This window comes from Massilia sp. Masssp93 (assembly GCF_059491295.1).
In genome coordinates this window covers 3,511,938-3,536,580 of sequence record NZ_CP168502.1, presented here as the reverse complement: position 1 = coordinate 3,536,580, position 24,643 = coordinate 3,511,938, and the positions used below count along the sequence as shown (strand labels likewise).

Below are 24,643 nucleotides of genomic sequence, written 5' to 3'. Positions count from 1 at the left end.
CGGGCGGATCACGACGTGGTCCGCAGGGCGGCCGGACCTTGCGCCGGCGGCCGCAGCGCGGGCGGCAGCTGGTTGTGGATGCGCACGGCCGCGCGCGCGGCCTGGCCCGTCGCGACCGCGATCTGGTTCAATCCCACGACGACGTCGCCGATCGCGTACAGGCCGGGCACCGTCGTCTCCTGATGCTCGCCCACGACGATCTCCTCGCATTGCGCCGTGCGTGCGCCCAGCGCCGCGGCGAGGCCCGAGCGCGCGGTCTCGCCCAGCATCGGATAGAACACGTCCGCCTCGTGGGCCCGGCCGTCGTCGGTGTGCAGCACGGGCTTCATCGCCGCATCGAGCGTGACGGACAGCAGCGGGGAATCGACGTAGCGCACGCCGGCAGCAATCAGGCGGCGGCGGTCGTCGGCGCTCAGCATCGACGGCGAGCCGCGTTCGAACAGGGTCACGTCGGCGCTGAACGTGCGCATGAACAGCGCGTGGCCGACCGGGTTCACGGCCGCCGTCGCGACGGCGATGCGCTTGTCGATCACGTCGAAGCCGTCGCATACGGGGCACAGGCGCACGGACCCGAACGCGATGGCTTCGCGCCAGTTCTCGACCGGCAGGCCGGTGTCGGTGACGCCCGTCGCCAGCACCACCGTGTGGGCGCGGATCGTGACGGCGTCGTCCCCGCCTTCGGGCACGTAGTCGGCCGCGAACAGGCCGTCCTCGATGCGCAGCCCGTTGATTTCGCCCGGCATCACGCTGCCGCCGTAGCGCGCCAGCTGCGTCGTGAGGTTGCCCAGCAGGATGTGGCCGGGCACGCCTTCCGGAAAGCCGGGATAGTTGTGCGAGACGGGGATCAGTCGCAGGCGGCTGTTGCCCTTGTCGACGAGGGCGACGTTGCGCGTGAAGCGGCGCAGGTAGATGGCGGCGGTGAGGCCGCCCGGGCCGCCGCCGACGATCAGGGTGTCGTAAACCTTGGCGGTGGCGAGATCGGATGGGGTAGGCATGGGCCGATTATCCACATGGTGCGTGCGGCTGGGCTATCGGCGTGTGCCCCGAGGCCGGGTCGGAAGCGGCTTACAGGACGTCGGACTAGTGCACGGCCTCGGGCTGCAGCGTGACGTGCTCGATGCCGTGCTTGTCGCGCAGCATCTCCTTCACGGCGCGCAGGATGGCGGGCCAGGCGTTCAGGTCGTCGATTTCCAGGTGGCCGATGAGCGCGGGCTCGCCGGGCGACATGTCCCATACGTGCAGGTCGTGCACGGAGCGCACGCCGGCGATGGCGGCCATGTCGGCGCCGATCTGCAGGTAGTCGATGTGGTGCGGCACGCCTTCCATCAGGAAGTGGTAGGACTCGCGCAGGATGCCGACCGTCGACTTGAGGATCAGCAGCGACACGAAGATCGACAGGATCGGGTCGATGCGCACCCAGCCCGTGAAATGGATGACGGCGCCGGCCGCGATGGCGGCGATCGAACCCAGCAGGTCGCCCAGCACGTTGACGAGGGCCGCGCGGGTGTTGATGCTCTGCTCGTCGCGCGACAGCACCCACGCGACGGACATATTGATGCAGGCGCCGATGCCGGCCACGATCAGCACGGTCTTGCCGGCCACGTATTCCGGGTGCGCGAGACGCTGCGCGGCCTCGTACACGATCCAGCCCACGAGCAGGAGCATCGCGAGGCTGTTGACGAAGGCGGCCAGCGCTTCCGCGCGCACGAAGCCGAACGAATGGCGCGCCGACGGCGGCCGGCGCGCAATCAATTGCGCCAGCAGCGCGAGGCCGAGGGCGGCGGCGTCCGTCACCATGTGGCCGGCGTCCGAGATCAGCGCGAGTGAGTTCGACATGAAACCGCTGACGACCTCGACCACCGCATACAGCAAGGTCAGCCCGAGCGCGATGGCCATCGCTTTCTGGCTGCGGCCTTCGATCGTGTGGGCATGGCGGGCGTCGCCGTCGAGGTGGGCGTGGAGGTGGGCGGAGGAGCCGGACTGGTCGGACATGTAGGATGGAATGAAAGGAAACAGGCGGGAGTATACCGGTACGGCGCCCGCGCCGTCCCCACCTTGCGCATATCCGGCCGACTCCTTATAATGGCGGCATACGGGCGGTTAGTTCAGCTGGTTAGAATACTTGGTCGACATCCAAGGGGTCGCAGATTCGAATTCTGCACCGCCCACCAGAACACAAAAGACAATGCGGGGAACTTCGGTTTTCCGCTCTTGTCGTCAGTAAGAGCGAGAAAGGCACAAACGGTTATGACACCGCGAACTACAACGACGTTGTGGGGGAATCGCTAGACGCGGTAGGGTGTGCTTTTGTCCGGAAAACGACCGGAGCTCGACGACACTGAAAAAACGCGCCTGGTGCGCGTTTTTTTTCGTCCAGAATTTTCCAGTATCAAACTTAATAAACGCAACGGGCGCATGGCGCCGATGGAGCTCACAATGTTGAATGTTCGCCTCCCGGACGGCTCGAGCCGTCAATTCGAAGGTCCGGTGACGGTCGCCCAGGTGGCGTCCAGCATCGCGCCGAGCCTGGCCAAGGCCGCGCTGGCCGGCAAGGTCGACGGCAAGGTCGTCGACACCTCGTTCCTGATCGAGAACGATGCCGACCTGGCCATCGTCACGGACAAGGACCCGGAAGGCCTGGACGTGATCCGCCACTCGACCGCCCACCTGCTGGCCTATGCCGTCAAGGAGTTGTTCCCGGAAGCGCAGGTCACGATCGGCCCCGTGATCGACAACGGCTTCTACTACGACTTTTCGTACAAGCGTCCGTTCACCCCGGACGACCTGCAGGCCATCGAGAAGAAAATGGCCGAGCTCGCCAAGAAGGACGAGCCGGTCACGCGCAAGGTGCTGCCGCGCGACGAAGCCGTGGCGTACTTCAAATCGATCGGCGAAGACTACAAGGCCGAGATCATCGCGTCGATTCCGGCGAACGAGGACGTGTCGCTGTACACCGAAGGCAAGTTCACCGACCTGTGCCGCGGCCCGCACGTGCCCTCGACCGGCAAGCTGAAGGTGTTCAAGCTGATGAAGCTGGCCGGCGCGTACTGGCGCGGCGATTCGAAGAACGAGATGCTGCAGCGCGTCTACGGCACCGCCTGGACCAAGAAGGAAGACCAGGAACAATACCTGCACATGCTGGAAGAGGCCGAGAAGCGCGATCACCGCAAGCTGGGCAAGCAGCTGGACTTCTTCCACTTCCAGGACGAGGCGCCGGGCCTGATCTTCTGGCATCCGAAAGGCTGGACCATCTGGCAGCAGATCGAGCAATACATGCGCAAGACCTACCAGGTCACCGGCTACAACGAAGTCAAGGCGCCGCAGATCATCGACGTCACCCTGTGGCAGAAGACCGGTCACTGGGACAATTATCGTGAAAACATGTTCACGACCGAGTCGGAAAACCGCACCTATGCGCTCAAGCCGATGAACTGCCCGGGCCACGTGCAGATCTACAACGCGGGCCTGCGTTCCTATCGCGACCTGCCGCTGCGCTACGGCGAATTCGGCCAGTGCCACCGCAACGAATCGTCGGGCGCGCTGCACGGCCTGATGCGCGTGCGCGGCTTCACCCAGGACGACGGCCACGTGTTCTGTACCGAAGCGCAGATCGCGCCCGAAGTGGTTGCCTTCCACGCCCAGGCGATGAAGGTGTACGAGGACTTCGGTTTCGAGAACATCGACGTCAAGATCGCGCTGCGCCCGGACAACCGCATCGGTTCCGACGAGGTGTGGGACCAGGCCGAGGAAGCGCTGCGTTCCGCGCTGCGCGGCTGCGGCGTGACCTGGACCGAGCTGCCGGGCGAGGGTGCGTTCTACGGTCCCAAGATCGAGTACCACCTGAAGGACAGCCTGGGCCGTCCGTGGCAGGTCGGCACGATGCAGGTCGACTTCTCGATGCCGGGCCGTCTCGGCGCTGAATATGTCGCGGAAGACAATTCCCGCAAAGTGCCCGTGATGCTGCACCGCGCGATCGTCGGCTCGATGGAGCGCTTCATCGGCATCCTGATCGAGAACTACGCCGGCGCGCTGCCGCTGTGGCTGGCGCCGGTCCAGGTTGCCATCCTGAACATCTCGGATGCGCAGGCCGACTACGTCAAACAAGTCGAAGCGAAGCTGAAGGCGGCCGGCCTGCGTGTTCACGCTGATTTGCGGAACGAGAAGATTACCTATAAAATTCGGGAGCATTCCGTCCAAAAACTGCCGTACATCCTAGTTGTCGGCGATAAAGAGCGGGATGCCAACACTGTGGCCGTTCGCGCTCGCGGCAATGTCGACCTTGGCGTCATGTCGGTCGATGCGCTGCTGGAACGCCTCCAAGGCGAGGTAGCATCCAAGGCAAAGTGATCAAGCTGACGCCTTGAGACGGCACTATCCATCTTACTTTCAAAGGAAACAACATAGCTACTGACAAGTCGGGACATCGCATCAATGGCGAAATCAACTATCCGGAAATGCGTTTGAACGGGATAGACAACGAACCGCTGGGCATTGTGAGCCTGGCCGACGCGTTTCGTCTGGCTGAAGAGGCGAACGTGGATCTGGTGGAAATCGCGCCGAACGCGGTTCCCCCGGTCTGCCGCCTGATGGACTATGGCAAGTTCAAGTATTCGGAGCAGAAGAAAGCGCACGAAGCGAAGCTGAAGCAGAAAATCATCCAGGTCAAGGAAATCAAGTTCCGTCCGGGTACGGACGAGGGTGACTACAGCATCAAGCTGCGTAACCTGATCAAGTTCCTGGAAGAAGGCGACAAGACCAAGATCACGCTGCGCTTCCGTGGCCGCGAGATGGCTCACCAGGATATTGGTCAGCGCATGCTGGAGCGCCTGCGCGGCGACCTCGAGCCGTATGGCCAGGTCGAGCAGTTTCCGAAACTGGAAGGCCGCCAGATGATCATGGTGGTTGCGCCCAAGAAGAAGAAATAATTCTTCGCCGCTTCGCCGCGGGTTCGATCTCGCCGTGACAGTCAAGCCGGGCCAGGCCCGGGCCCGGGTTCGCCCGCGGCCCGGGCCTGGCCTATTCCATTTTGACGTCGTCGCGGGATTGAAATTGCCGTAGGGTGGGCTCCCCGAACCCACCAGGCCAATAAAACTGTGCTAGAATCTGCGGTTCCCATGCTCAACGGCACGGGAAGCAAGACTGTAGTGGACCCGCTTCCGCTGCAGAGACAAGTGAAAGCAGGCATCCAAGAGCAGCGTTGCTGCCACCTGCAATCCTGTCACATATGAGGCTGCCTGTAAGAGGGCAGAAGACTATGCCGAAAATGAAAACCAAAAGCTCCGCGAAAAAGCGTTTTCGCGTGCGCCCGGGTGGTACCGTCAAATCGGGTATGGCGTTCAAGCGTCACATCCTGACCAAGAAGACCACCAAGAACAAGCGCCAGCTGCGTGGCACCCGCAACATCAATGCGTCCGACGTCCAGAGCGTCTACCGCATGATGCCGTCTGCTTAATCTCACATCACACTAAGGAGCTAATATGCCTCGAGTAAAACGTGGGGTTACTGCACGTGCCCGTCACAAGAAGGTTCTTGCGCTTGCCAAAGGCTACCGTGGCCGCCGCAGCAAAGTATTCCGTATTGCCAAGCAAGCCGTCATGCGCGCTGGCCAGTACGCATACCGCGACCGCCGCAACAAGAAGCGCGTTTTCCGCGCACTGTGGATCACCCGTATCAACGCAGCTTCGCGTTCGCACGGCATGACCTACAGCGCATTCATGAACGGCCTGAAGAAAGCCGCGATTGAACTGGACCGTAAAGTCCTGGCCGACATGGCTGTCAACGACAAGCCGGCTTTTGCCGCTATCGTGAACACCGTCAAGGCAAAGCTGGCTGCTTAATTCAGACAGCGAACGCAAGACCAGCATCGCGCCGCCCCGGGGTGGCCGATGCGCAAAGGACGGGGCAAAGGTTTCACGACCGATGCCCTGTTTTTGTTTCTGGCGCCTCCCGCCATCAATAGGAAAAGAACACGCATGGATCTCGCAAACCTCGCGCTGGAACAACTCGTTACGTCGGCCCAGTCCGACTTTGGCGCCGCACAAGACGCTGCCGCGCTGGAAAACGCAAAAGCGAAATACCTGGGCAAGACCGGCCAGGTGACCGAACTGATGAAGGGCCTCGGCAAGCTCGACCCCGATCAGCGCAAGGCGCAAGGTGCCCTGATCAACGCCGCCAAAGAAAAAATCGAACAGGCGTTGACGGCCCGCCGCGAGGATCTCGCCAATGCGCAACTGCTCGCCCGCTTGAACGCGGAAGCCATCGACGTCACCCTGCCGGGCCGCGGCCGTGCGACGGGCGGCATCCACCCTGTCATGCGGACCTGGGAGCGGGTCGAACAGATTTTCCGCTCGATCGGTTTCGACGTGGCCGACGGCCCCGAGATCGAAACGGACTGGACCAATTTCACGGCGCTGAACAGCCCGGAAAACCACCCGGCCCGCTCGATGCAGGACACGTTCTACATCGAAGGCAACGACAGCACCGGCAAGCCGCTGCTGCTGCGCACCCATACGAGCCCGATGCAGGTGCGCTATGCGCGCACGCACACCCCGCCGATCAAGGTGATCGCACCGGGCCGCACGTACCGCGTCGACAGCGACGCCACGCACTCGCCGATGTTCCACCAGGTCGAAGGCCTGTGGATCGGCGAAGACATCAGCTTTGCCGACCTGAAAGGCGTGTATCTCAATTTTGTGAAGGCATTCTTCGAGACGGACGACCTGCAGGTGCGCTTCCGCCCGTCGTACTTCCCGTTCACGGAACCGTCGGCCGAGATCGACATCGCCTTCGGTTCCGGTCCGCTCAAGGGCCGTTGGCTGGAAGTGTCGGGCGCCGGCCAGGTGCACCCGACGGTCGTCCGCAATTTCGGACTCGATCCGGAAAAATTCATCGGCTTCGCGTTCGGTTCGGGCCTGGAGCGCCTGACCATGCTGCGCTACGGGATCAACGATTTGCGCCTGTTTTATGAAGGCGATCTTCGCTTCCTGAAGCAATTCAACTAAGCAGCACACGTCCGATAAACACCAAGGCAAACGAATATGCAATTCTCTGAAAACTGGCTCCGTTCCATGGTCGATCCGAAGATGAATTCGGACGAACTCGCGCACCTGCTCACGATGTTCGGCCTGGAAGTGGAAGAGGTCGAACCGGTCGCGCCGCCGTTCTCCAACGTCGTCGTGGCCCAGGTCAAGGAAGTGGCCAAGCACCCGAACGCGGACCGCCTGAACGTGTGCCAGGTCGACGTGGGCACCGGCACCTTGCTGAACATCGTCTGCGGCGCGCCGAACGTGCGCGCGGGCATGAAAGCGATCTGCGCGCAAGCCGGCGCCGTGCTGCCGCCGGGTGCGGATGGCAAGCCGTTCGAGATCAAGGTCGGCAAGCTGCGCGGCGTGGAATCACAGGGCATGATGTGCTCGGCGAAGGAACTGAAAATCTCGGAAGAGAGCAACGGCCTGATGGAGCTGCCGGCGGACGCGCCCGTCGGCCAGAACATCCGCGACTATCTCGGCCTGAACGACCTGAAATTCACGATCAAGCTCACGCCGAACAAGGCCGACTGCCTGTCCGTGCTGGGCGTGGCGCGCGAAGTGTCGGCCCTGACCGGCGTGCCGATGGTGCTGCCGCAATTCCGCCCCGCGCAAGTGAACACGGACGAAGTCCTGCCCGTGAAAATTTCCGCGCCGGACCTGTGCGGCCGTTTCTCGGGCCGCGTCATCCGCGGCCTGAACGCGAAGGCGGCGACGCCCGAATGGATGAAGCGCCGCCTCGAGCGCAGCGGCCAGCGCTCGGTGTCGGCCCTCGTCGACATCTCGAACTATGTGATGCTGGAAGTCGGCCGTCCGTCGCACGTGTTTGACCTGGACAAGATCCACGGCAGCCTGGATGTGCGCTGGGGCCGCAAGGGTGAATCCCTGAAGCTCTTGAACGGCAACACGGTCGACGTCGACGACTGGGTCGGCGTGATCTCCGACGAGAAAGAGATCGAGTCGCTGGCCGGCATCATGGGCGGCGATTCGACGGCCGTTTCCCTCGACACGACGAATATCTATCTGGAAGCGGCATTCTGGTGGCCGAACGCCATCCAGGGCCGCGCCCGCCGTTACAACTTCTCGACGGATGCCGCGCACCGCTTCGAGCGCGGCGTCGACTACGCGACGACGGTCGAGCACCTCGAGCGCATCACGTCGCTGATCGTCGAGATCTGCGGCACGCCCGAGACCAAGATCGGCCCGGTCGACGACCAGGCGCCGAACCTGCCGCAGCGCAAGCCGGTCACCCTGCGCACGGCGCGCGCCGCGAAAGTCATCGGCGTGCCCGTCACGGACGAGATGGTGGCCGACATCTTCACGCGCCTGCACCTGCCGTTCGAACGCGAGGACGGCCTGTTCCACGTGACGGCGCCGTCGTACCGCTTCGACATCGAGATCGAGGAAGACCTGATCGAGGAAGTGGCCCGCGTGTACGGCTTCGAAAACATCCCGACGCTGCCGCCCGTGGCGCCGTCGGCGATGCTGATCGAGCCGGAAAGCACCCGTTCGCTGTTCGCCATCCGCCACCAGCTGGCCGACCTCGGCTACCAGGAAGTGGTGAACATGAGCTTCGTCGAGCAGCAGTGGGAGACCGATTTCGCCAGCAACACCGATCCGATCCGCCTGCAGAACCCGATCGCGAGCCAGATGAGCGTGATGCGCTCGACCCTGATCGGCAGCCTCGTCGCCAACGTTCGCTACAACCTGAACCGCAAGGCCGGCCGCGTGCGCGTGTTCGAAGTGGGCGGCGTCTTCCTGCGCAACCCGCAGGCGCAGGACGGCCCGCTGGCCGTGGCCGGTTTCGACCAGCCCAAGCGCGTCGCCGCCATCGCCTACGGTCCCGCCGCGGACGAGCAGTGGGGGCAGCCGACCCGCGCCGTCGACTTCTTCGACGTCAAGGCCGACGTGGAAGCGCTGTTCGCGCCGCGCGCCGTGCGATTCAGCAAGGCCGAGCACCCGGCGCTGCATCCGGGCCGCTGCGCGTCCGTCGCGGTGGACGGCAAGGTCGTCGGCATCGTCGGCGAGCTGCATCCGCGCTGGTTGCAGAAGTACGACCTGCCGCAGGCGCCCGTACTGTTCGAGATCGACGCCGACGCCTTGCGCGCGCGCGACGTGCCGCGCTACGCCGAAATCTCGAAGTTCCCGGGTGCCACGCGCGACCTGGCGCTGGTCGTCAAACAGGACGTGCCGGCCCAGGCGCTGCTCGACGCTTTCCAGTCGGAACTGGCGTCGAACCCGCTCGGCAAACTCGTGCAAGCCGTTGTTTTGTTTGATGAATACCGCGGCAAGGGTCTGGAACAAGATGAAAAAAGTCTTGCTTTCCGCTTTGGCTTGCAAGATACTCAATCGACGCTGCAGGACGATGCGGTCGAGGCCATCATGGCCGCGCTCGCAGCCTCGGCGCAACAAAAACACGGCGCAAAGTTGCGTTCGTAATAAGGGCGACATGCCTGACAGGGGCATCGGGAAACCGCCTCGGTTTCTCGAGCCCCCATCACAAATCCAGAACAAGGTAGGGCTTAAAATTAACAACAACGACGTTGATTCCGCCGTGCTCCAGGAAGCGCTGGCCGCCGATCTGCATCGTGCGATGCAGGTGGCCCGGGTACGGCAGGAAGCGGAAAAGGCGTTGCCGACCCTGACCAAGGCGGAGCTGGCTGAACTGCTGTTCGAGCAGGTCGGCCTGAACAAGCGCGAGGCCAAGGACATGGTCGAGACGTTCTTTGACGAAATCCGCAACGCGCTCGAGCGCGGCGAGGCGGTCAAGCTGTCCGGTTTCGGCAACTTCCAGTTGCGCGACAAGCCGCAGCGCCCCGGCCGCAATCCGAAAACCGGGGAAGAAATCCCCATCACGGCGCGCCGCGTCGTGACGTTCCACGCCAGCCAGAAACTCAAGGGCATGGTCGAAGAGGCGAACCCGGGTAATCCGGGGAGCCCGGGTCGTCCTTCCCTGGCGCGGGCCGCCTGATAAAGCCGTCAAGGCTTGTGAGCGATGAACGACCGACCGAACAAGATGGACCCGACCGTGCTGCCGCCGATCCCGGCCAAGCGCTATTTCACGATTGGTGAAGTCAGCGAGTTGTGCGGGGTCAAGCCGCACGTGCTCCGCTACTGGGAGCAGGAATTTACCCAGCTAAAACCGGTCAAACGCCGTGGAAACCGCCGCTATTACCAGCACCACGAAGTGCTGCTGATCCGGCGCATCCGAGAATTGCTGTACGAGCAGGGCTTCACCATCAGCGGTGCGCGCAATCGCCTGGACGGGCGGAGCCAGCACGACGCCGAAGCATTGCCGGAACCACCACCGCCGGCCGTGCCGACCATCGAGCCGGAAGCGTTGCGTGCCGAGCTGCACGCGATTCTCTCCCTGCTCAAGCACGGCTCGCCGCCAGCCTGACCGGCTCGCCGACGCGCAGCGGTCGACGCAGCCAGCTCAGGCGTGCGCTCCTATTGTTCTGCACCCCGGAGGTGCTAAAATGTCACTTGCAGTTTGCTGACTCAAACGCATGACCTGACCGGAGGCGTGAGGTGTCAGCCTCGGCTCTTTCCTGTATCGGGAAAACTTAAGGGAAGACAATGATACGCGTTGCCATTTGTGACGATCACCAGATAGTTCGAGCAGGTTTCAAACAGATTTTTTCGTCGTCGGGCGAGTTCGAAGTCGTTGCCGAAGGCGCGACAGGACGCGAAGCCCTCGATATCGCACGCCGCGAGATTTGCGACGTGCTTCTGCTGGATATCGCCATGCCGGATCAGAGCGGCATCGATATCCTGCGCACCATTCGCCAGGGCCAGCCCAATCTGCCGGTCCTGATCCTGTCCGGCTATCCAGCCCAGCAATACGCGCTGAACCTGTTCAAGATGGGGGCCAACGGCTACCTGAACAAGGAATGCGATGCCGACGAGCTCAAGACGGCCGTCCGTACCGTGTACCAGGGCCGCCGTTACGTCAGCTCGCAGGTCGGCGAACTGCTGGCCCAGAGTTTCGATCGCGATCCGAACACCGCGCTGCACACGGAATTGTCGGACCGCGAATTCCAGGTGTTCCTCCGCCTGGCGAAGGGGGCGACCGTGTCCGACATCGGCAATGCTCTGTCGCTGTCGATCAAGACGGTCTCGACTTATCGTACTCGCATCATGGAAAAGATGGGGCTGCAGTCGAACAGCGACCTGACGTACTACGCCATGAAAAACAACCTGCTCGACTGAGCAGGGCAGGCAGGCGGCAGCCGCGCGCCCGCGCGTGGCTGCCCATGCGCCTGCAACTGTATTAGCAATTTGTCATTTGCTGTGCAGGATTGTTAATTGCGCGTCGTCATCCCGCCACATTTTCTCGTCCGCACGCCTAATCGAACTCCATGGCAACTTTTCCCAGTCTATAATGACTCGGACAGGCCAAGCTGCGCGAAAGGAACGACCGAGGATGTTTTTTACCACCGACCCCAAGTTCAGGCCGGTTCGCAGCCTTCCGTTGTACCAGACCCTGCTGTGTGTCGTGTGTGTCCTGATCCTGGTCCTCAACGGCGTCAGCCTGGTCCGCAACCTGGACGGGCTGAAGACTGCCAACGCGCGCCAGGCCCAGGCCGATCGCGTGACGGCCAAGCTGCAATACCTGAACCTGCTCGTGACCGATGCGGAAAGCGGTCTGCGCGGCTATTACCTTTCGGGGTCGGAAACCTATCTCGGTCCGCTGCGTACGGCCGAACGTGAGCTGGACGGCCAGTTCGACAGTCTCAAGGCCCAACTGGCCGACAGCCCGTCGCAGCTGAAGAACCTGGCCCAGCTGCAAACACTCGTCACCCGCCGCATCAACCTGATGAACCAGGGCCTCGACGTGTATCGCCACGGCGGCCTGAGCGACATCGTCGCCATCGCCCAGACCCAGGAAGACAAGACCCACATGGACGAGATCCGCCTGCAGGTGGTGATCATGACGGGCGAACAGAACGAATTGCTGGCGGCGCGCAGCGCCGTGTTCTACGACCGCTACCGGCTGGCCGCGCTGCGCGGGCTCGGCATCAACGTGGCGGCGCTGGTCGTGCTCGTGCTGTTCTATAACCTGATCCGGCGCGGCTTCCGCGCGCGCCTGAACGCCGAACGCGCCCTGCAGCAGACCAACGACCACCTCGAATTGCTGGTGGCGGAGCGCACGGAGCAGCTGTCCGTACTGTCGCGCCACCTGATCCGTGTGTCGGAAGAAGAAAAGGCCAAACTGGCGCGCGAACTGCACGACGAGATGGGCGCCAACCTGACGGCCATCGGCCTGCACCTGGCGACGGTGGGCGACCAGTTGAAGATCACGCATCCGGCCCAGGCCGCCACGCTGGCCCGTGCCCGCGCCACGCTGATCGAGACGGTCGAGCTGAAGCGCCGCATCGTCGAAGACCTGCGCCCGAGCCTGCTCGACAACCTCGGCCTGTCCGCCGCGCTGCAAAGTTATTGCGAGGATTTCGGCCGCACGACGGGCGTCGATTGCGAGGCGCTCATCGAGGGCGACGTCGACGGCGCCGGTCCCACGCAGGCGATCGCGCTGTTCCGCATCACGCAGGAATCGCTGAACAATATCGCCAAATATGCCCAGGCCCGCCACGTCGTGGTGCACCTGGCGCGCGAAGGCGAGGCGTTCACGCTGGAAGTCAGCGACGATGGCGTCGGCATCCCGCCGGATGCGATGCGCCGTCCCAAGTCGCATGGTCTGCTGGGGATGCGTGAACGGGCGCTGCTGTTGGGAGGGACGCTGCGGGTGGATCGCGGCGTGAACGGGATCGGAACCGCTGTCCACGCCTGCGTTCCCGTGGTCGCGCCGGGCTTCGACTCCGGTGGGTCCGCGTCAGGCGGTGCCCTGGATATTGCGGCGCTGTCCGTGGCTGGATCGGAGGCGCCGGCAAGCGATACCGGACCGGAACATACCGACGTGACCGACCATCAATTACATCAACACTTGCGGGCAGCCCAGGCCCAGTCGCCGCTCGTGACGGCAGGCAGGGATGCCGCCACGCTCATGCGCGCGATACATCCATCAGCAGACGGTCGTACTCGCTTTTAGCGACCTTGTAGCACTCTCCCGCATAGTCTTCCAGGCCCTGGCGGTTCAGCACGGTGATATTGCCGCGGCGGTACTGGATCAGGCCTTCGTCCTGCAGCTTGCCGGCTGCGGCCGTGATGCTTTCGCGGCGCACGCCCAGCATGATCGAGATGAGTTCCTGCGTGACTTTCAGTTCGTTGCTCGGCGAGCGGTCCAGGCGGTCCAGCAGCCAGCGGCACAGTTTCTGTTCGATCGAGCTGTGGCGGCCGCCGACGGCGTTCTGGGCCATCTGGGCGAACAGGGCGTTCGTGTAGCGCATCAGGAGCTGGGGCAGGGCGCCGCCCTTGTTGAAGGCGTCGCGCAGGTATTGCGTTTTCAGGCGGTAGCCGTAGCCGGCGCTCTGGACGACGGCGCTGCAGGTGGCGCGCTCGCCCATGAACAGCGACACGCCGACGGCGCCTTCGTGGCCGACCACGGCGATTTCCGTCGTCGCGCCGTCTTCCATCACGTACAGCAGGGAGACGATGGCGGTGGTGGGGAAGTAGACGTATTCCAGCTTGCTGCCGTATTCGAACAGTTCCTTGCCGAAGGGCAGGGGAACGAGTTCCAGGTGCTCAAACAGGCTTTCCAGGTCTTGGCGCGGCAGGGCCGCGAGCAACTCGTTTTGTTGGGTGCCGCTGTAGCTCACAACCGGTCGGGCGGCCAGTTTGATTTCTTCGCTGGTCGAGGGGATCTGATTCACCGATTGCGCTTTCTTCTGAGCGGCGTTACCGAGTTGGGCGTTATTCATATTTTCCTCGTTATCTCTGACATACATCACTGGGGCGATTGCTTGGATGGGTTTCCTCATCGCGATGTGTGTACATTAATGCCATAGTCTCTTGCCGAACATAAGACTAGCTGTCGCCCCCATGTAGGTTCCATGCATGATGTTTTGTCAGTCCAGTCCTACTAGAGAGAAACTTTCGGTTGAGCCCTTCTTTTGTCACTTCAATAATGGTTTGGCGGCACTAAAACGTTTGAATGCCCGGCCGTTCCCGCCATTTCGGCCACATCCATACGCTCGATGCGGCCGCCGCCATTGCGTTTCGTCCCGCCGAACTTGCCCATCCGCACATCCCGCGCCCGAATGCTCCTACACGAAGCCCGCTCCGGTGCGCCAGGAATTGGTTCACACAAGGTACGCCGGACCCGGTAAAATCGAGAGTTTTGCAAGCGCCCCACGGCGAGACCATGTCCAACGAAATCGACGCAACCACCACCGACCTCCAGGACGGCCAAGACGCTGGTGCCACCAGCAAGCCCGCCGCCACGATCGCGCGCGAAGTCGCGCGCCGCCGCACCTTCGGCATCATTTCCCACCCCGACGCCGGCAAGACGACGTTGACCGAAAAACTGCTGCTGTTCTCGGGCGCGATCCAGCTGGCCGGCACGGTCAAGGGCCGCAAGAGCGGCCGCCATGCGACGTCGGACTGGATGGACATCGAAAAGCAGCGCGGCATCTCGGTGGCGTCGTCGGTGATGCAGTTCGAATTCCGCGACCACGTGATCAACCTGCTCGACACCCCGGGCCACCAGGACTTTTCGGAAGACACGTACCGCGTGCTGACGGCCGTCGACTCCGCGCTGATGGTGATCGACGCGGCCAAGGGCGTGGAAGAACAGACGATCAAGCTGCTCGACGTCTGCCGCATGCGCGACACGCCGATCGTCACCTTCATGAACAAGCTCGACCGCGAAACCCGCGACCCGCTCGAACTGCTCGACGAGGTGGAATCCGTGCTCAAGATCGAGTGCGCGCCCGTCACGTGGCCGATCGGCATGGGCAAGAACTTCCGCGGCGTGTATCACCTGCTGAACGACGAAGTCATGCTGTTCAAGGCCGGCGAGGAAAAGGCCGACGGCGCCTACGAGATCATCAAGGGCATCGACAATCCGCGCCTGGCCGAGATGTTCCCGCTCGAGATGGACCAGCTCAAGATGGAAGTGGAGCTGGTGCACGGCGCGTCGCATCCGTTCGACCTGGAGCGCTTCCTGGCGGGCGTGCAGACCCCCGTGTTCTTCGGCTCCGCCATCAACAACTTCGGCGTGCGCGAGATCCTGTCGGCGCTGATCGACTGGGCCCCGGCCCCGCGCGAGCGCGACGCCACCGTGCGCGCCGTGCGCCCGGACGAGCAGCCGTTCTCCGGCTTCGTCTTCAAGATCCAGGCCAATATGGACCCGGCCCACCGCGACCGCATCGCTTTCCTGCGCGTGTGCTCGGGCCGTTTCGAAAAGGGCATGAAGGTCAAGCACCTGCGCCTGGGCCGCGACGTCAAGCTGTCGTCCGTCGTGACGTTCATGGCGTCGAGCCGCGAGCAGGTCGAAGAGGCGTACGCGGGCGACATCATCGGCCTGCCGAACCACGGCAACATGCAGATCGGCGACAGCTTCTCGGAAGGCGAGATGCTGACGTTCACCGGCATCCCGTACTTCGCGCCGGAGCTGTTCCGCACGGTGCGCATCCGCAATCCGCTCAAGACCAAGCAGCTCCACAAAGGCCTGCAGCAACTGGGCGAAGAGGGTGCCGTGCAGGTGTTCAAGCCGGTGATGGGCAGCGACCTGATTCTCGGTGCCGTCGGCGTGCTGCAGTTCGAGGTCGTGGCGAGCCGCCTGCTCAACGAATACGGCGTCGATGCCGTGTTCGAGGGCACCAGCACCAGCAGCGCGCGCTGGGTGTCGAGCGACGACAAGAAGGCATTGTCCGACTTCGAGACGCAGCTGGCGCACAACGTCGCCTACGATGCGGCCGGAAATCTCGCCTATCTCGCCACGTCGGGCGTCAACCTGCGCCTCACGCAGGAACGCTGGCCGAAGCTGCAGTTCCACGCGACGCGCGAGCACGCGGCGAAGCTGGATTAACGCGGTCGGCATGCATGGTGGGCTCGGGGAGCCCACCCTACGCAAAACACGGCCGTAGGGTGGGCACCCCGTGCCCACCGCGCGTGTCCGCAGCGCATGCGCACCGCGCGTGTCCGAAGCGCGTGCCCACCATGCATGCGCTTCCGTCACCCCCGCGGCTTGACGACCAGCGCCTCCACGATACTCCCCACGTAACACAGCACGAACACGATTTCGGCCAGCGTGGCGCTGACCGGCGTCGGCGCGCTTGCCAGCTGCGCCTCGATCGCGGCCGGGTCGGCCGCCAGCTTGCCGCTCAATAGCTGGTCCGCCATCGTATTCGCCGCGTCGAGCGCGAAATTGAAATACACGATCGCGGCCACGACGGCCGGCGCCAGGAACAGCAGGGCGCGCGTGCGCCGCCCCAGGTAGTACTGGCCCGCGCCGGGAAATACCAGGGCCGACAGCAACGCGCCCACGCTTTTACGTCTCATCCAATCTCCTTGTCACGATTACAGGATTGACCCATCACAAGGGACAACCTGCGGGGCGGCGTACATTCACTTAATGCACGCCGGAAATATAGCTCAGCCAGGAGGAGACCATGACGCCAGCATTCTCCCTCGACCCACTCCACCGGACCGCGTCCTAGCATGCTGGCCCGCCTGCGCATCGGTCCCAAGCTGCTGCTGGCGCCCGGCGTCGTGCTGGTGCTGTTCGTGCTGCTGTCCGCGGGCAGCTATTACGCGATGGTACGCCAGAACGACTCGCTCGACAGCATCGTGCAGCGCCGCGCCGCCAATATGCGTGCCGCGGCCGACCTGTCGGCGTCGGCACGGACGGCCAACGCCCAGGCCTACCAGGTCCTGACCTGGATCAGCGGCAGTTTTCCCCGTTTCCGCGTCGATCCCCTCGCGCAGGACCTGCAGGCCCAGCACGCGGCCGTCGACCGCGGCCTCGCCCAGCTGGCGCGCCAGACGGCCGACAGTCCGGACGAGCAGCGCTACGTCGACCAGGCCCGCGCGGCATGGGCGCAATACGTGCCGGCCGTGCGCGACGTCATCGAGATCGCCCGGATCGACCAGTCGATCAGCGCCAACGCCATGGTCAAGGCGGAGCGCGCGTTCGCCGTCGTCGCCCAGCGCCTGGCGGAACTGGCGCGGCGCGAGCAGGCGCTGTCCGAACAGGCCTCCGCGGACGCGGCCGACGATTTCCGCCTGGTCGCGATCCTGATGCCGGTGGTGATCGCGCTGTCGATCGCGGCCTCGCTGGCCATCACGATGGCGGTGCGGCGCGCGCTGCTGGCCGATATCGGCGCGATCGGCGCGGCCGCCAGCGGCCTGGCCAGCGGCGACCTGACGATCCGCGCGCGCGCCTACGGCGACGATGAAATCGCCCAGGCGGCGCGGCAGCTCGACGCCGGCATCCGGGGCCTGAACGGCCAGCTGCGCACCGTGCTGGACTCGGCCCGTTCGATCGGCGCGGCGTCGCGCGAGATCACGCTGGGCCGGGCCGGCATGCCGCCGCGCGCGCACGTGCGCGAGGCGATGGAACGCGTGACGGCGTCGATGCAGGCGCTGGCGGACGCGCTCGGCGACGGTGCCGCCGGCGCGCGCAGGGCCGACGCCCTGGCCGCGCGCGCCGGTGTGGTGGCGGAAGAGGGCAGCGGCATGGTGCATCGCGTCGTGACGACGATGGAGCAGGTGCGGCGCGCGGCCGTGCGCATGGAGCGCATCGGCGCCGCGATCGAGGGCACGCTGGCGCGGGCCGGCAGCGCTGCTTCGGATGTGGACGGCGGCGCGCGGGAAGCGCGCGCGCTGGCCCGGCGCGCGTATCACGCCGCGCGCGAGGCGCGCACGCTCGCGCGCGAGACCGTGGCCGCGATCGACGACGGCGGCGCCTGTGCGCTCGACGCCGGCGCCTCGATGGCGGGCCTGGCGGGCGCGGTGGAAGACATGGCCCACATCGTCGACGGCATGGGCAACGAAGGCAGCAAACGGGCGCACGACCTGGCCGACGCCACCCAGGCGATCGTGCGCATGGACGAACTCACGCAGCAGGGTTCGCGCATGGTCGAAGAGGCGGCGCTGGCCGCGCGCGCGCTGCAACAGCAGGCGCTCGCCCTGGCACGCACGGTGGCCGCGTTCCGGCTCGACGAAGCCGTGCAGGGCGCACACGAAACGGCCCCGCCGGGGACGCATGCGCTGCGTCCCGGCAGGGCCGGGCGTCCCTACCTCCGGCTGGCGTCCAGCCGGGGCAAGAATCGCTGATTACTCGCGGCGTCACGCGTGGGCACGGGGTGCCCACCCTACCGGATTCGTGGCGTCACGCGTGGCACGGCACGCCGCCCGACGTGACACGTGGCGTCACGCGTGGGCACGGGGTGCCCACCCTACCGGATTCGTGGCGTCACGCGTGGCATGGCACGCCACCCGACGTGGCACGTGGCGTTACGCGTGGACACGGGGTGCCGACCTTGCCGTAGGGTGGGCGGCCTCCGCCCACGCGTGACGCCGGCGCTACGCGAACGCTTTTACTCGTAGTCCTCGATCGGGGCGCAGCCGCAGAACAGGTTGCGGTCGCCATACGCGTTGTCTGCGCGGCCGACCGGCGGCCAGTACTTCTTCTTGCGCAGCGACGGCACCGGGAAGGCGGCCACTTCGCGCGAATAGGTGTGCTGCCAGTCGTCCGCCGTGACCACTTCCGCCGTGTGCGGCGCGCCCTTGAGCGGGTTGTCCATGCGGTCGTACTCGCCACGCTCGACCTTCACGATCTCGGCGTGGATGCAGATCATCGCCTCGATGAAGCGGTCCAGCTCCGCCTTCGATTCCGACTCGGTCGGCTCGATCATCAACGTGCCCGGCACCGGGAAGCTCATCGTCGGGGCGTGGAAGCCGAAGTCCATCAGGCGCTTGGCCACGTCCTCGTTGCTGATGCCCGTGGCGTCCTGCAGCGGGCGCAGGTCGATGATGCACTCGTGCGCGACGAGGCCGTCGTGGCCCGTGTACAGCACCGGGTAGTGCGGGGCCAGGCGGCGCGCGATGTAGTTGGCGTTCAGGATCGCCATTTCCGTCGCGGCGGTCAGGCCGTCCGCGCCCATCATCGCGATGTACATCCACGAGATCGGCAGGATCGACGCCGAGCCGTAGGCGGCCGAACTGACCGCGCCGATGCCCTGCTCGCCGCGTCGGTAGCCGGTCGACGCCTGGTTCGGCAGGAACGGCACGAGGTGTTCGGCCACGGCCACCGGACCGACGCCCGGGCCGCCGCCGCCGTGCGGGATGCAGAAGGTCTTGTGCAGGTTCAGGTGGCTGACGTCGCCGCCGAACAGGCCCGGACCGGCCACGCCGACCAGCGCGTTCATGTTGGCGCCGTCGACATATACCTGGCCGCCGTGCGCATGCACGATCTCGCACAGTTCCTTGATGCCTTCCTCGAACACGCCGTGCGTGGACGGGTAGGTGACCATCACGCAGGCCAGGTTGGCGCTGTGTTCCTCTGCTTTCTTCTTGAGGTCCGCGAGGTCCACGTTGCCGTTGGCGTCGCACGCGGTCACGACGACCTTCATGCCGACCATGTTCGCGGACGCCGGGTTCGTGCCGTGCGCCGACGACGGGATCAGGCAGATGTTGCGGTGGCCTTCGCCGCGCGACTGGTGATACTTCTGGATGATCAGGAGGCCGGCATATTCGCCCTGCGAGCCGGCGTTCGGCTGCAGCGACACGCCCGCGTAACCCGTCACGGCGCACAGCATCGCTTCCAGCTGGCCGATCATCTCGCGGTAGCCGACGGTCTGCTCGTCGGGCGCGAACGGGTGGATGTTCGAGAACTCGGGCCAGGTCACCGGGATCATCTCGGACGTCGCGTTCAGCTTCATCGTGCACGAACCGAGCGGGATCATCGTGCGGTCGAGGGCCAGGTCCTTGTCGGCCAGCGCGCGCAGGTAGCGCAGCATCTCGTGCTCGGCGTGGTAGCGGTTGAACGTCGGGTGCGTCAGGTAGGCGCTCGTGCGGGACAGGGCGGACGGCCAGGCGTCGGCGGCATCCTTGTCCAGCGTGTCGACGTCGACGTCGGCGCCGCCGAAGATCCTTACCAGCAGCGCGATGTCGTCGCGGGTGATGGTCTCGTCCAGCGAGATGCCCACGTGGCGCGCGTCGATTCGGCGCAGGTTGACGCCGTTGTCATTGGCCGCGCGGTGGATGTCGTCGGCGTTGTCGGCGATGACGGTGATGGTATCGAAGTAGGTGTCGTTGGCCAGCTGGAAGCCCAGCTGCTGGAGCGCGGCCGCCAGGATGCCGGTGTAGCGGTGCACGCGGCGCGCGATCTGTTCCAGCCCCCGCGGGCCGTGGTAGACGGCGTACATCGACGCCATCACGGCCAGCAGCACCTGCGCCGTACAGATGTTGGAGGTCGCTTTTTCGCGGCGGATGTGCTGTTCGCGCGTCTGCAGCGCGAGGCGGAAGGCCGGGTTGCCCTGGGCGTCGATCGTGACGCCGGCCAGGCGGCCGGCCATGCTGCGCTTGTACTCGTCGCGCGTCGCCAGGTAGCCCGCGTGCGGGCCGCCGAAGCCCAGCGGCACGCCGAAGCGCTGGCTGTTGCCGACGACGACGTCCGCACCCCATTCGCCCGGCGGCGTGAGCACGGCCAGCGACAGCAGGTCGGCCGCGACGACGACCATGGCGCCCGCCGCATGCAGCTTCTCGCACGCCGCGCGGTAGTCGCGCACGTCGCCGTTCACGCCCGGGTATTGCAGCAGCACGCCGAAGCACGATTCGGTCAGGTTCTCGATGTCGCTTGCCGCGACGGTGCGCACTTCGACGCCGATCGGCAGGGCGCGGGTCTGGATGACTTCCAGCGTCTGCGGCAGCACGTCGTCGGCCACGTAGAATACTTTCGACGACGACTTGCCGACGCGCTGGATCAAGGTCATCGCTTCGGCCGCGGCCGTGCCTTCGTCCAGCATCGATGCGTTGGCGATGCCCATGCCGGTCAGGTCGGTGATGACCTGCTGGAAGTTCAGGATGGCTTCCAGGCGGCCCTGCGAGATCTCCGGCTGGTACGGCGTGTACGCCGTGTACCAGGCCGGGTTTTCGAAGATGTTGCGCAGGATGACGGGCGGCGTGTGCGTGCCGTAGTAGCCCTGGCCGATCAGCGACTTCATGACCTTGTTCTGCGCCGCGATGCCTTTCAGCTTCGCGAGCGCGGCCTGCTCGGGCAGCGGCTCGAAGAACTGGCCCAGGTCCAGCTTGTCCTTGCGGCGGATGTTGGCGGGAACGACGGCGTCGATCAGCGCGGCGCGCGTGGCGTAGCCGAGGGCGGACAGCATGGCCGCCTCTTCGGATGCGGACGGGCCGATGTGGCGCGGGATGAAGCCATCGCGTGCTTCGAGTTGGGTCAGGCTGGTGCGGGTCATGGTAGAAGCCAAAAAAGAGAGTCAGCGTGAAGAGCTACTGATAAGCGTTACTTACCGTCGCCCCCGCGCAGGCGGGGGCCCAAGTTCAGCGTGCGCGGCAGCCCGAAATTGGATTCCCGGCAAGGCGGACGGCCAGTCCGGGAATGACGTTCAATCAGATCAACCTTCAGTGGCCTTGCCGTACGCAGCCGCGTCGAGCAGGTTGTTGAAGGCGGCAGGATCCGACGGCTGCAGCTTGAACAGCCAGGCGGCATACGCATCCGCGTTGATCGAATCCGGCGCGTCGGCGGTCGCCTGGTTCACGGCGGTCACGGTGCCCGACACCGGCGCATAGATGTCGCTGGCTGCCTTGACGGATTCCACGACGGCGGCGTCATCGCCGGCGGTGAAGGCCTTGCCGACCTGCGGCAGTTCGACGAACACGATGTCGCCCAGGGCGTCCTGCGCGTATTCGGTGATGCCCACGGTCAGGGTGCCGTCGGCCTCCTGGCGGATCCACTCGTGGGACTCGGTGTACTTCAGGTCGGCTGGGATGTTCATGTGCGTAACTCCGTAGTGATGGATGGTGCGGTAAGTATAGTGTTGTTCGATCAGGATGCCAGGATCTTGCCGTTACGCACGAACGGCAGTTTGACGACCGACGCGGCCAGTTTCTTGTCGCGGATTTCGACGTGGACGGTGTCGCCGACGGCCACGTCCAGCGGCACGCGCGCGAGCGCGATCGCCTGCTGCATCGAGGGGCTGAAGGTGCCGCTGGTGATCTCGCCGGCATTGCCCGAGCTTGCTACGACCTTCTGGTGGGCGCGCAGGATGCCGCCTTTTTCGCGCAGGATCAGGCCGACGAACTGCTGCGTCTGGCCGGCTTGCTGCAGGGCCGCCTTGCCGATGAAGCCGTCCGGGGCACCGGCGCGCTCGGACACGAGGTCCACTGTCCAGGCGAGGCCGGCGTCCAGCGGCGAGACGTTGTCGTCCATGTCCTGGCCATACAGGTTCATGCCCGCTTCCAGGCGCAGCGTGTCGCGCGCGCCGAGGCCGGCCGGCTTGACGCCGGCGGCGGCGAGGGCGTTCCACAGCGCGGCGACCTGGGCGGCCGGCACGCCGATCTCGAAGCCGTCTTCGCCCGTGTAGCCGGTGCGCGCGACCATCAGTTCGCCGAACGGCGTGTCGTTCACGATGACCGCATTGAATGGCTTCAGACCTTCCGACGGCGCCTGCGTCTGCGGCACGACCTGCCAGACTTTCGCGCGGGCGTTCGGCCCCTGCACGGCGACGAGGGCGATGCCGTCATCGCTCAGGTCGGCGCGGCGCGGCGTGATCGTGAGCCCGCTGGCGGTGGCGTCGTTCTGCTGGCGGATCCAAGCGATGTCCTTTTCGGCCGTGCCCGCGTTGACGACGAGGCGGAACCAGTCTTCGGCAAAGTAGTAGACGATCAGGTCGTCGATGACGCCGCCTTGGTGGTTGAGCATGCACGAGTACAGGGCCTTGCCCGGCGCCTGCAGCTTGTCGACGTTGTTCGCGAGCAGGCCGCGCAGGAATGCGCGCACGTTCGCGCCGCGCAAGTCGACCACGCACATGTGGGACACGTCGAACATGCCGGCGTCGCCGCGTACGGCATTGTGTTCTTCGATCTGGGAACCGTAGTTGACGGGCATGTCCCAGCCGCCGAAGTCGACCATCTTGGCCCCGAGGGCACGGTGTACGGAATTGAGCGGGGTCGCTTTGAGCGTCATGGGTGGATCCTCGGCAGAAAATGGGGTCGCGCATGCGGATGCCCGCATGCTCTCACACCCCTCTGTCCTCGGTACCTGAGAGATAGCGGCGCATTCTGGTTGCGTTCCGCCTGCCCCTTCGGTGGGCCATACGGCCGCTCTCCAGAGTTGGTCCGCCGCGCCATGCGCGGCAGCCCCCGACCGGTCCGGTTGCCTGAGAGTTTTTGGGTGATGCCCCTTCGGCGGCAGCCTGTGCTGCGCTCTCCCGATCAAGAGTGCGAAGTCTATGTCAGTGGTGACGGGAAGTCAATCCGAAGGCCTGCCGGTCCGGGTGCGGAAGAGGGTGCGCACACGATTGCGGCAAGGCTACATGGGCCTGCGGACGTGTTTTGTTACACTTGCCTCACGACCCCCTTGTGACAGAAGAGACCCACTATGAGCGAAGATCAAGCAAAACAGAAGGAGGGGTACTTCACCCTGTCCGGCGACGTGAACAGCGACATGGTGCATCGCGTCTTCGAGGCGGTGGCCGGCATGAACGACGACGGGATCGAGACGGCGCACATCCTCCTGCAGTCGAACGGCGGCTACGTGAGCGACGGCCTGTGCCTGTACAACTTCCTGGCCAACGCCCCCGTCGACTGCATCATGTACAACGGCGGCGCCGTGGCGTCGATCGCGGTGATCCTGTTCCTGTCGGGCAAGCAGCGCTATGCGAGCGAGACGGCACGCTTCATGATCCACAAATCGCATGCGACGGCGTCGCCGGGGTCGCGTCCGGATGCGCTCAACATCATCGTCGAAGGCTTGCGCGCCGACGATGCGCGCACGGAGTCGATCCTGCGCAAGCACATCGAGCTGACCCCGGAGCAGTGGGGCATCCACCAGTACGGCGACCTGCACCTGAACGCGCGCGACGCGAAGGCGGCAGGCATGGTCGACGACGTCGTCGATTTCGCGCCGCCCAAGGGCGCGTACCTGCGCAATATCTGATCCGTCGCGCGCCCGCAAAAACAGACAGAGCCCGCAGCGGTCTTCCCGCCCCAGGCTCTGTTCGTACTTCCTGTGCCGCTACCGTTCGCGGCCGCGCCCGGAAACCGGCGCCGCCCGGCGTGCGCTGCGATCAGCGCTTGTTGTCGTTCTTGTGGCTTTGACGGCCAGCCTCGGCATGTTGCTCCGGGGTGCCGCCGCGGCTGCCGCCCGAACCGCCCGAGCGCGAGCCGGACTGCGAGCCCGACTGCTGGTTGCCGGACGACTGCGACGACGACTGCAGGTTGCCGTCGTTCTTGTGGCTTTGCTGGCCGGCCTTGACGTGTTGTTCGTGGGTGCCGCCCTGCTTGCCCGAGCGCGATTTTTTGTTCGAAGCCATGATCATTCCTTTCGATAGTGGAGATGTCTTGCTTGCCGATAGTTGCATCCAAACATTGATATTTGGTAGCGATTTCGGTATCGCAATGATGCGAGCCCGGCAATTAAACGGGTATCGGATCACCCCTTGAGCGTTTGTAGGACTGGACGCATTTCGAGAGCAATAATCTTCTCCGCTTGCGGGGCATTCGCATATTCTTATTCGTCGGCAAGCGTATTT

21 protein-coding genes, 1 tRNA gene and 2 riboswitches are annotated in these 24,643 nt (G+C 64.8%); of the genes, 14 read left to right on the top strand and 8 right to left on the bottom strand.

Annotation, left to right across the window (positions count from 1 at the left end):
- Window positions 1-8 precede the first annotated feature (8 nt).
- Window positions 9-995 (bottom strand): NAD(P)/FAD-dependent oxidoreductase, encoded by a 987-nt coding sequence (locus ACEN9Q_RS14250; protein WP_495625036.1) that lies wholly within the window; start codon window positions 993-995, stop codon window positions 9-11.
- 85 nt (window positions 996-1,080) lie between these two features.
- Window positions 1,081-1,992, bottom strand: coding sequence for a cation diffusion facilitator family transporter (locus ACEN9Q_RS14245; protein WP_056435686.1), 912 nt, complete (start codon window positions 1,990-1,992; stop codon window positions 1,081-1,083).
- A 102-nt stretch (window positions 1,993-2,094) separates the two neighbouring features.
- Between ACEN9Q_RS14245 and ACEN9Q_RS14240 the strand changes: the two genes are divergently transcribed.
- The 11 genes from ACEN9Q_RS14240 to ACEN9Q_RS14190 all read left to right on the top strand — a co-directional run bounded on the left by ACEN9Q_RS14240 (window position 2,095) and on the right by ACEN9Q_RS14190 (window position 13,074).
- A tRNA-Val gene (locus ACEN9Q_RS14240) sits at window positions 2,095-2,171 on the top strand.
- 265 nt (window positions 2,172-2,436) lie between these two features.
- A complete protein-coding gene (gene thrS / locus ACEN9Q_RS14235) occupies window positions 2,437-4,347 on the top strand; it encodes a threonine--tRNA ligase (RefSeq protein ID WP_056435684.1) in 1,911 nt (636 codons plus the stop codon).
- 26 nt (window positions 4,348-4,373) lie between these two features.
- Entirely contained in the window at window positions 4,374-4,925 is a 552-nt protein-coding gene (gene infC / locus ACEN9Q_RS14230) for a translation initiation factor IF-3 (protein WP_267874918.1), read from the top strand.
- A 329-nt stretch (window positions 4,926-5,254) separates the two neighbouring features.
- A complete protein-coding gene (gene rpmI, locus ACEN9Q_RS14225) occupies window positions 5,255-5,452 on the top strand; it encodes a 50S ribosomal protein L35 (protein ID WP_056135342.1) in 198 nt (65 codons plus the stop codon).
- Window positions 5,453-5,477: 25 nt separating this feature from the next.
- Window positions 5,478-5,837 carry a 50S ribosomal protein L20 gene (gene rplT / locus ACEN9Q_RS14220; protein ID WP_056135339.1) on the top strand — a complete coding sequence of 120 codons (360 nt, stop codon included), beginning with the start codon at window positions 5,478-5,480 and terminating at the stop codon, window positions 5,835-5,837.
- Between the two features lie 135 nt (window positions 5,838-5,972).
- On the top strand, window positions 5,973-7,001 hold the full coding sequence (gene pheS / locus ACEN9Q_RS14215) for a phenylalanine--tRNA ligase subunit alpha (RefSeq protein ID WP_056435678.1): 1,029 nt from the start codon (window positions 5,973-5,975) through the stop codon (window positions 6,999-7,001).
- A 36-nt stretch (window positions 7,002-7,037) separates the two neighbouring features.
- Entirely contained in the window at window positions 7,038-9,464 is a 2,427-nt protein-coding gene (pheT, locus tag ACEN9Q_RS14210; protein ID WP_495625035.1) for a phenylalanine--tRNA ligase subunit beta, read from the top strand.
- Window positions 9,465-9,618: 154 nt separating this feature from the next.
- Complete coding sequence (locus ACEN9Q_RS14205) at window positions 9,619-9,996, top strand: integration host factor subunit alpha (RefSeq protein WP_056435672.1); 378 nt, start codon at window positions 9,619-9,621, stop codon at window positions 9,994-9,996.
- A gap of 24 nt (window positions 9,997-10,020) precedes the next feature.
- Entirely contained in the window at window positions 10,021-10,425 is a 405-nt protein-coding gene (locus tag ACEN9Q_RS14200; protein ID WP_056435669.1) for a MerR family transcriptional regulator, read from the top strand.
- Window positions 10,426-10,604: 179 nt separating this feature from the next.
- Entirely contained in the window at window positions 10,605-11,237 is a 633-nt protein-coding gene (locus ACEN9Q_RS14195; protein WP_036228513.1) for a response regulator, read from the top strand.
- 214 nt (window positions 11,238-11,451) lie between these two features.
- Window positions 11,452-13,074: a CHASE3 domain-containing protein gene (locus ACEN9Q_RS14190; RefSeq protein WP_495625034.1), complete on the top strand. Its 1,623-nt coding sequence runs from the start codon at window positions 11,452-11,454 to the stop codon at window positions 13,072-13,074.
- On the opposite strand, the gene ACEN9Q_RS14185 is transcribed toward ACEN9Q_RS14190, so the two are convergent.
- Complete coding sequence (locus ACEN9Q_RS14185) at window positions 13,028-13,843, bottom strand: Crp/Fnr family transcriptional regulator (RefSeq protein WP_056435664.1); 816 nt, start codon at window positions 13,841-13,843, stop codon at window positions 13,028-13,030. The two genes, ACEN9Q_RS14190 and ACEN9Q_RS14185, sit on opposite strands and share 47 nt — an antisense overlap.
- A gap of 443 nt (window positions 13,844-14,286) precedes the next feature.
- On the opposite strand from ACEN9Q_RS14185, the gene ACEN9Q_RS14180 reads away from it, so the two are divergent.
- Window positions 14,287-15,954, top strand: a complete 1,668-nt coding sequence (locus ACEN9Q_RS14180) for a peptide chain release factor 3 (protein ID WP_495625033.1) — start codon at window positions 14,287-14,289, stop codon at window positions 15,952-15,954.
- Between the two features lie 146 nt (window positions 15,955-16,100).
- Here the strand turns inward: ACEN9Q_RS14180 and ACEN9Q_RS14175 are convergent, their stop codons facing one another.
- Entirely contained in the window at window positions 16,101-16,427 is a 327-nt protein-coding gene (locus tag ACEN9Q_RS14175; RefSeq protein ID WP_495625032.1) for a hypothetical protein, read from the bottom strand.
- 159 nt (window positions 16,428-16,586) lie between these two features.
- Here ACEN9Q_RS14175 and ACEN9Q_RS14170 point away from each other — a divergent pair, with 159 nt between their 5' ends.
- The gene (locus tag ACEN9Q_RS14170; RefSeq protein ID WP_495625031.1) at window positions 16,587-18,203 is read left to right on the top strand and encodes an MCP four helix bundle domain-containing protein; all 1,617 of its coding nucleotides are present in this window, start codon (window positions 16,587-16,589) and stop codon (window positions 18,201-18,203) included.
- Between the two features lie 263 nt (window positions 18,204-18,466).
- Here the strand turns inward: ACEN9Q_RS14170 and gcvP are convergent, their stop codons facing one another.
- From gcvP to gcvT, 3 genes are all read right to left on the bottom strand, one after another.
- Entirely contained in the window at window positions 18,467-21,346 is a 2,880-nt protein-coding gene (gcvP, locus tag ACEN9Q_RS14165; RefSeq protein ID WP_495625030.1) for an aminomethyl-transferring glycine dehydrogenase, read from the bottom strand.
- A gap of 159 nt (window positions 21,347-21,505) precedes the next feature.
- Window positions 21,506-21,886, bottom strand: a complete 381-nt coding sequence (gcvH, locus tag ACEN9Q_RS14160) for a glycine cleavage system protein GcvH (protein WP_056435649.1) — start codon at window positions 21,884-21,886, stop codon at window positions 21,506-21,508.
- A 50-nt stretch (window positions 21,887-21,936) separates the two neighbouring features.
- Window positions 21,937-23,076, bottom strand: coding sequence for a glycine cleavage system aminomethyltransferase GcvT (gene gcvT / locus ACEN9Q_RS14155; RefSeq protein WP_495625029.1), 1,140 nt, complete (start codon window positions 23,074-23,076; stop codon window positions 21,937-21,939).
- Window positions 23,077-23,128: 52 nt separating this feature from the next.
- Window positions 23,129-23,231, bottom strand: a riboswitch (glycine riboswitch).
- 16 nt (window positions 23,232-23,247) lie between these two features.
- Window positions 23,248-23,333: riboswitch (glycine riboswitch) on the bottom strand.
- Between the two features lie 157 nt (window positions 23,334-23,490).
- On the opposite strand from gcvT, the gene ACEN9Q_RS14150 reads away from it, so the two are divergent.
- Window positions 23,491-24,048 carry an ATP-dependent Clp protease proteolytic subunit gene (locus ACEN9Q_RS14150; RefSeq protein WP_056435642.1) on the top strand — a complete coding sequence of 186 codons (558 nt, stop codon included), beginning with the start codon at window positions 23,491-23,493 and terminating at the stop codon, window positions 24,046-24,048.
- A gap of 130 nt (window positions 24,049-24,178) precedes the next feature.
- On the opposite strand, the gene ACEN9Q_RS14145 is transcribed toward ACEN9Q_RS14150, so the two are convergent.
- A complete protein-coding gene (locus ACEN9Q_RS14145; protein ID WP_056436826.1) occupies window positions 24,179-24,424 on the bottom strand; it encodes a hypothetical protein in 246 nt (81 codons plus the stop codon).
- Between the last annotated feature and the right edge of the window lie 219 nt (window positions 24,425-24,643).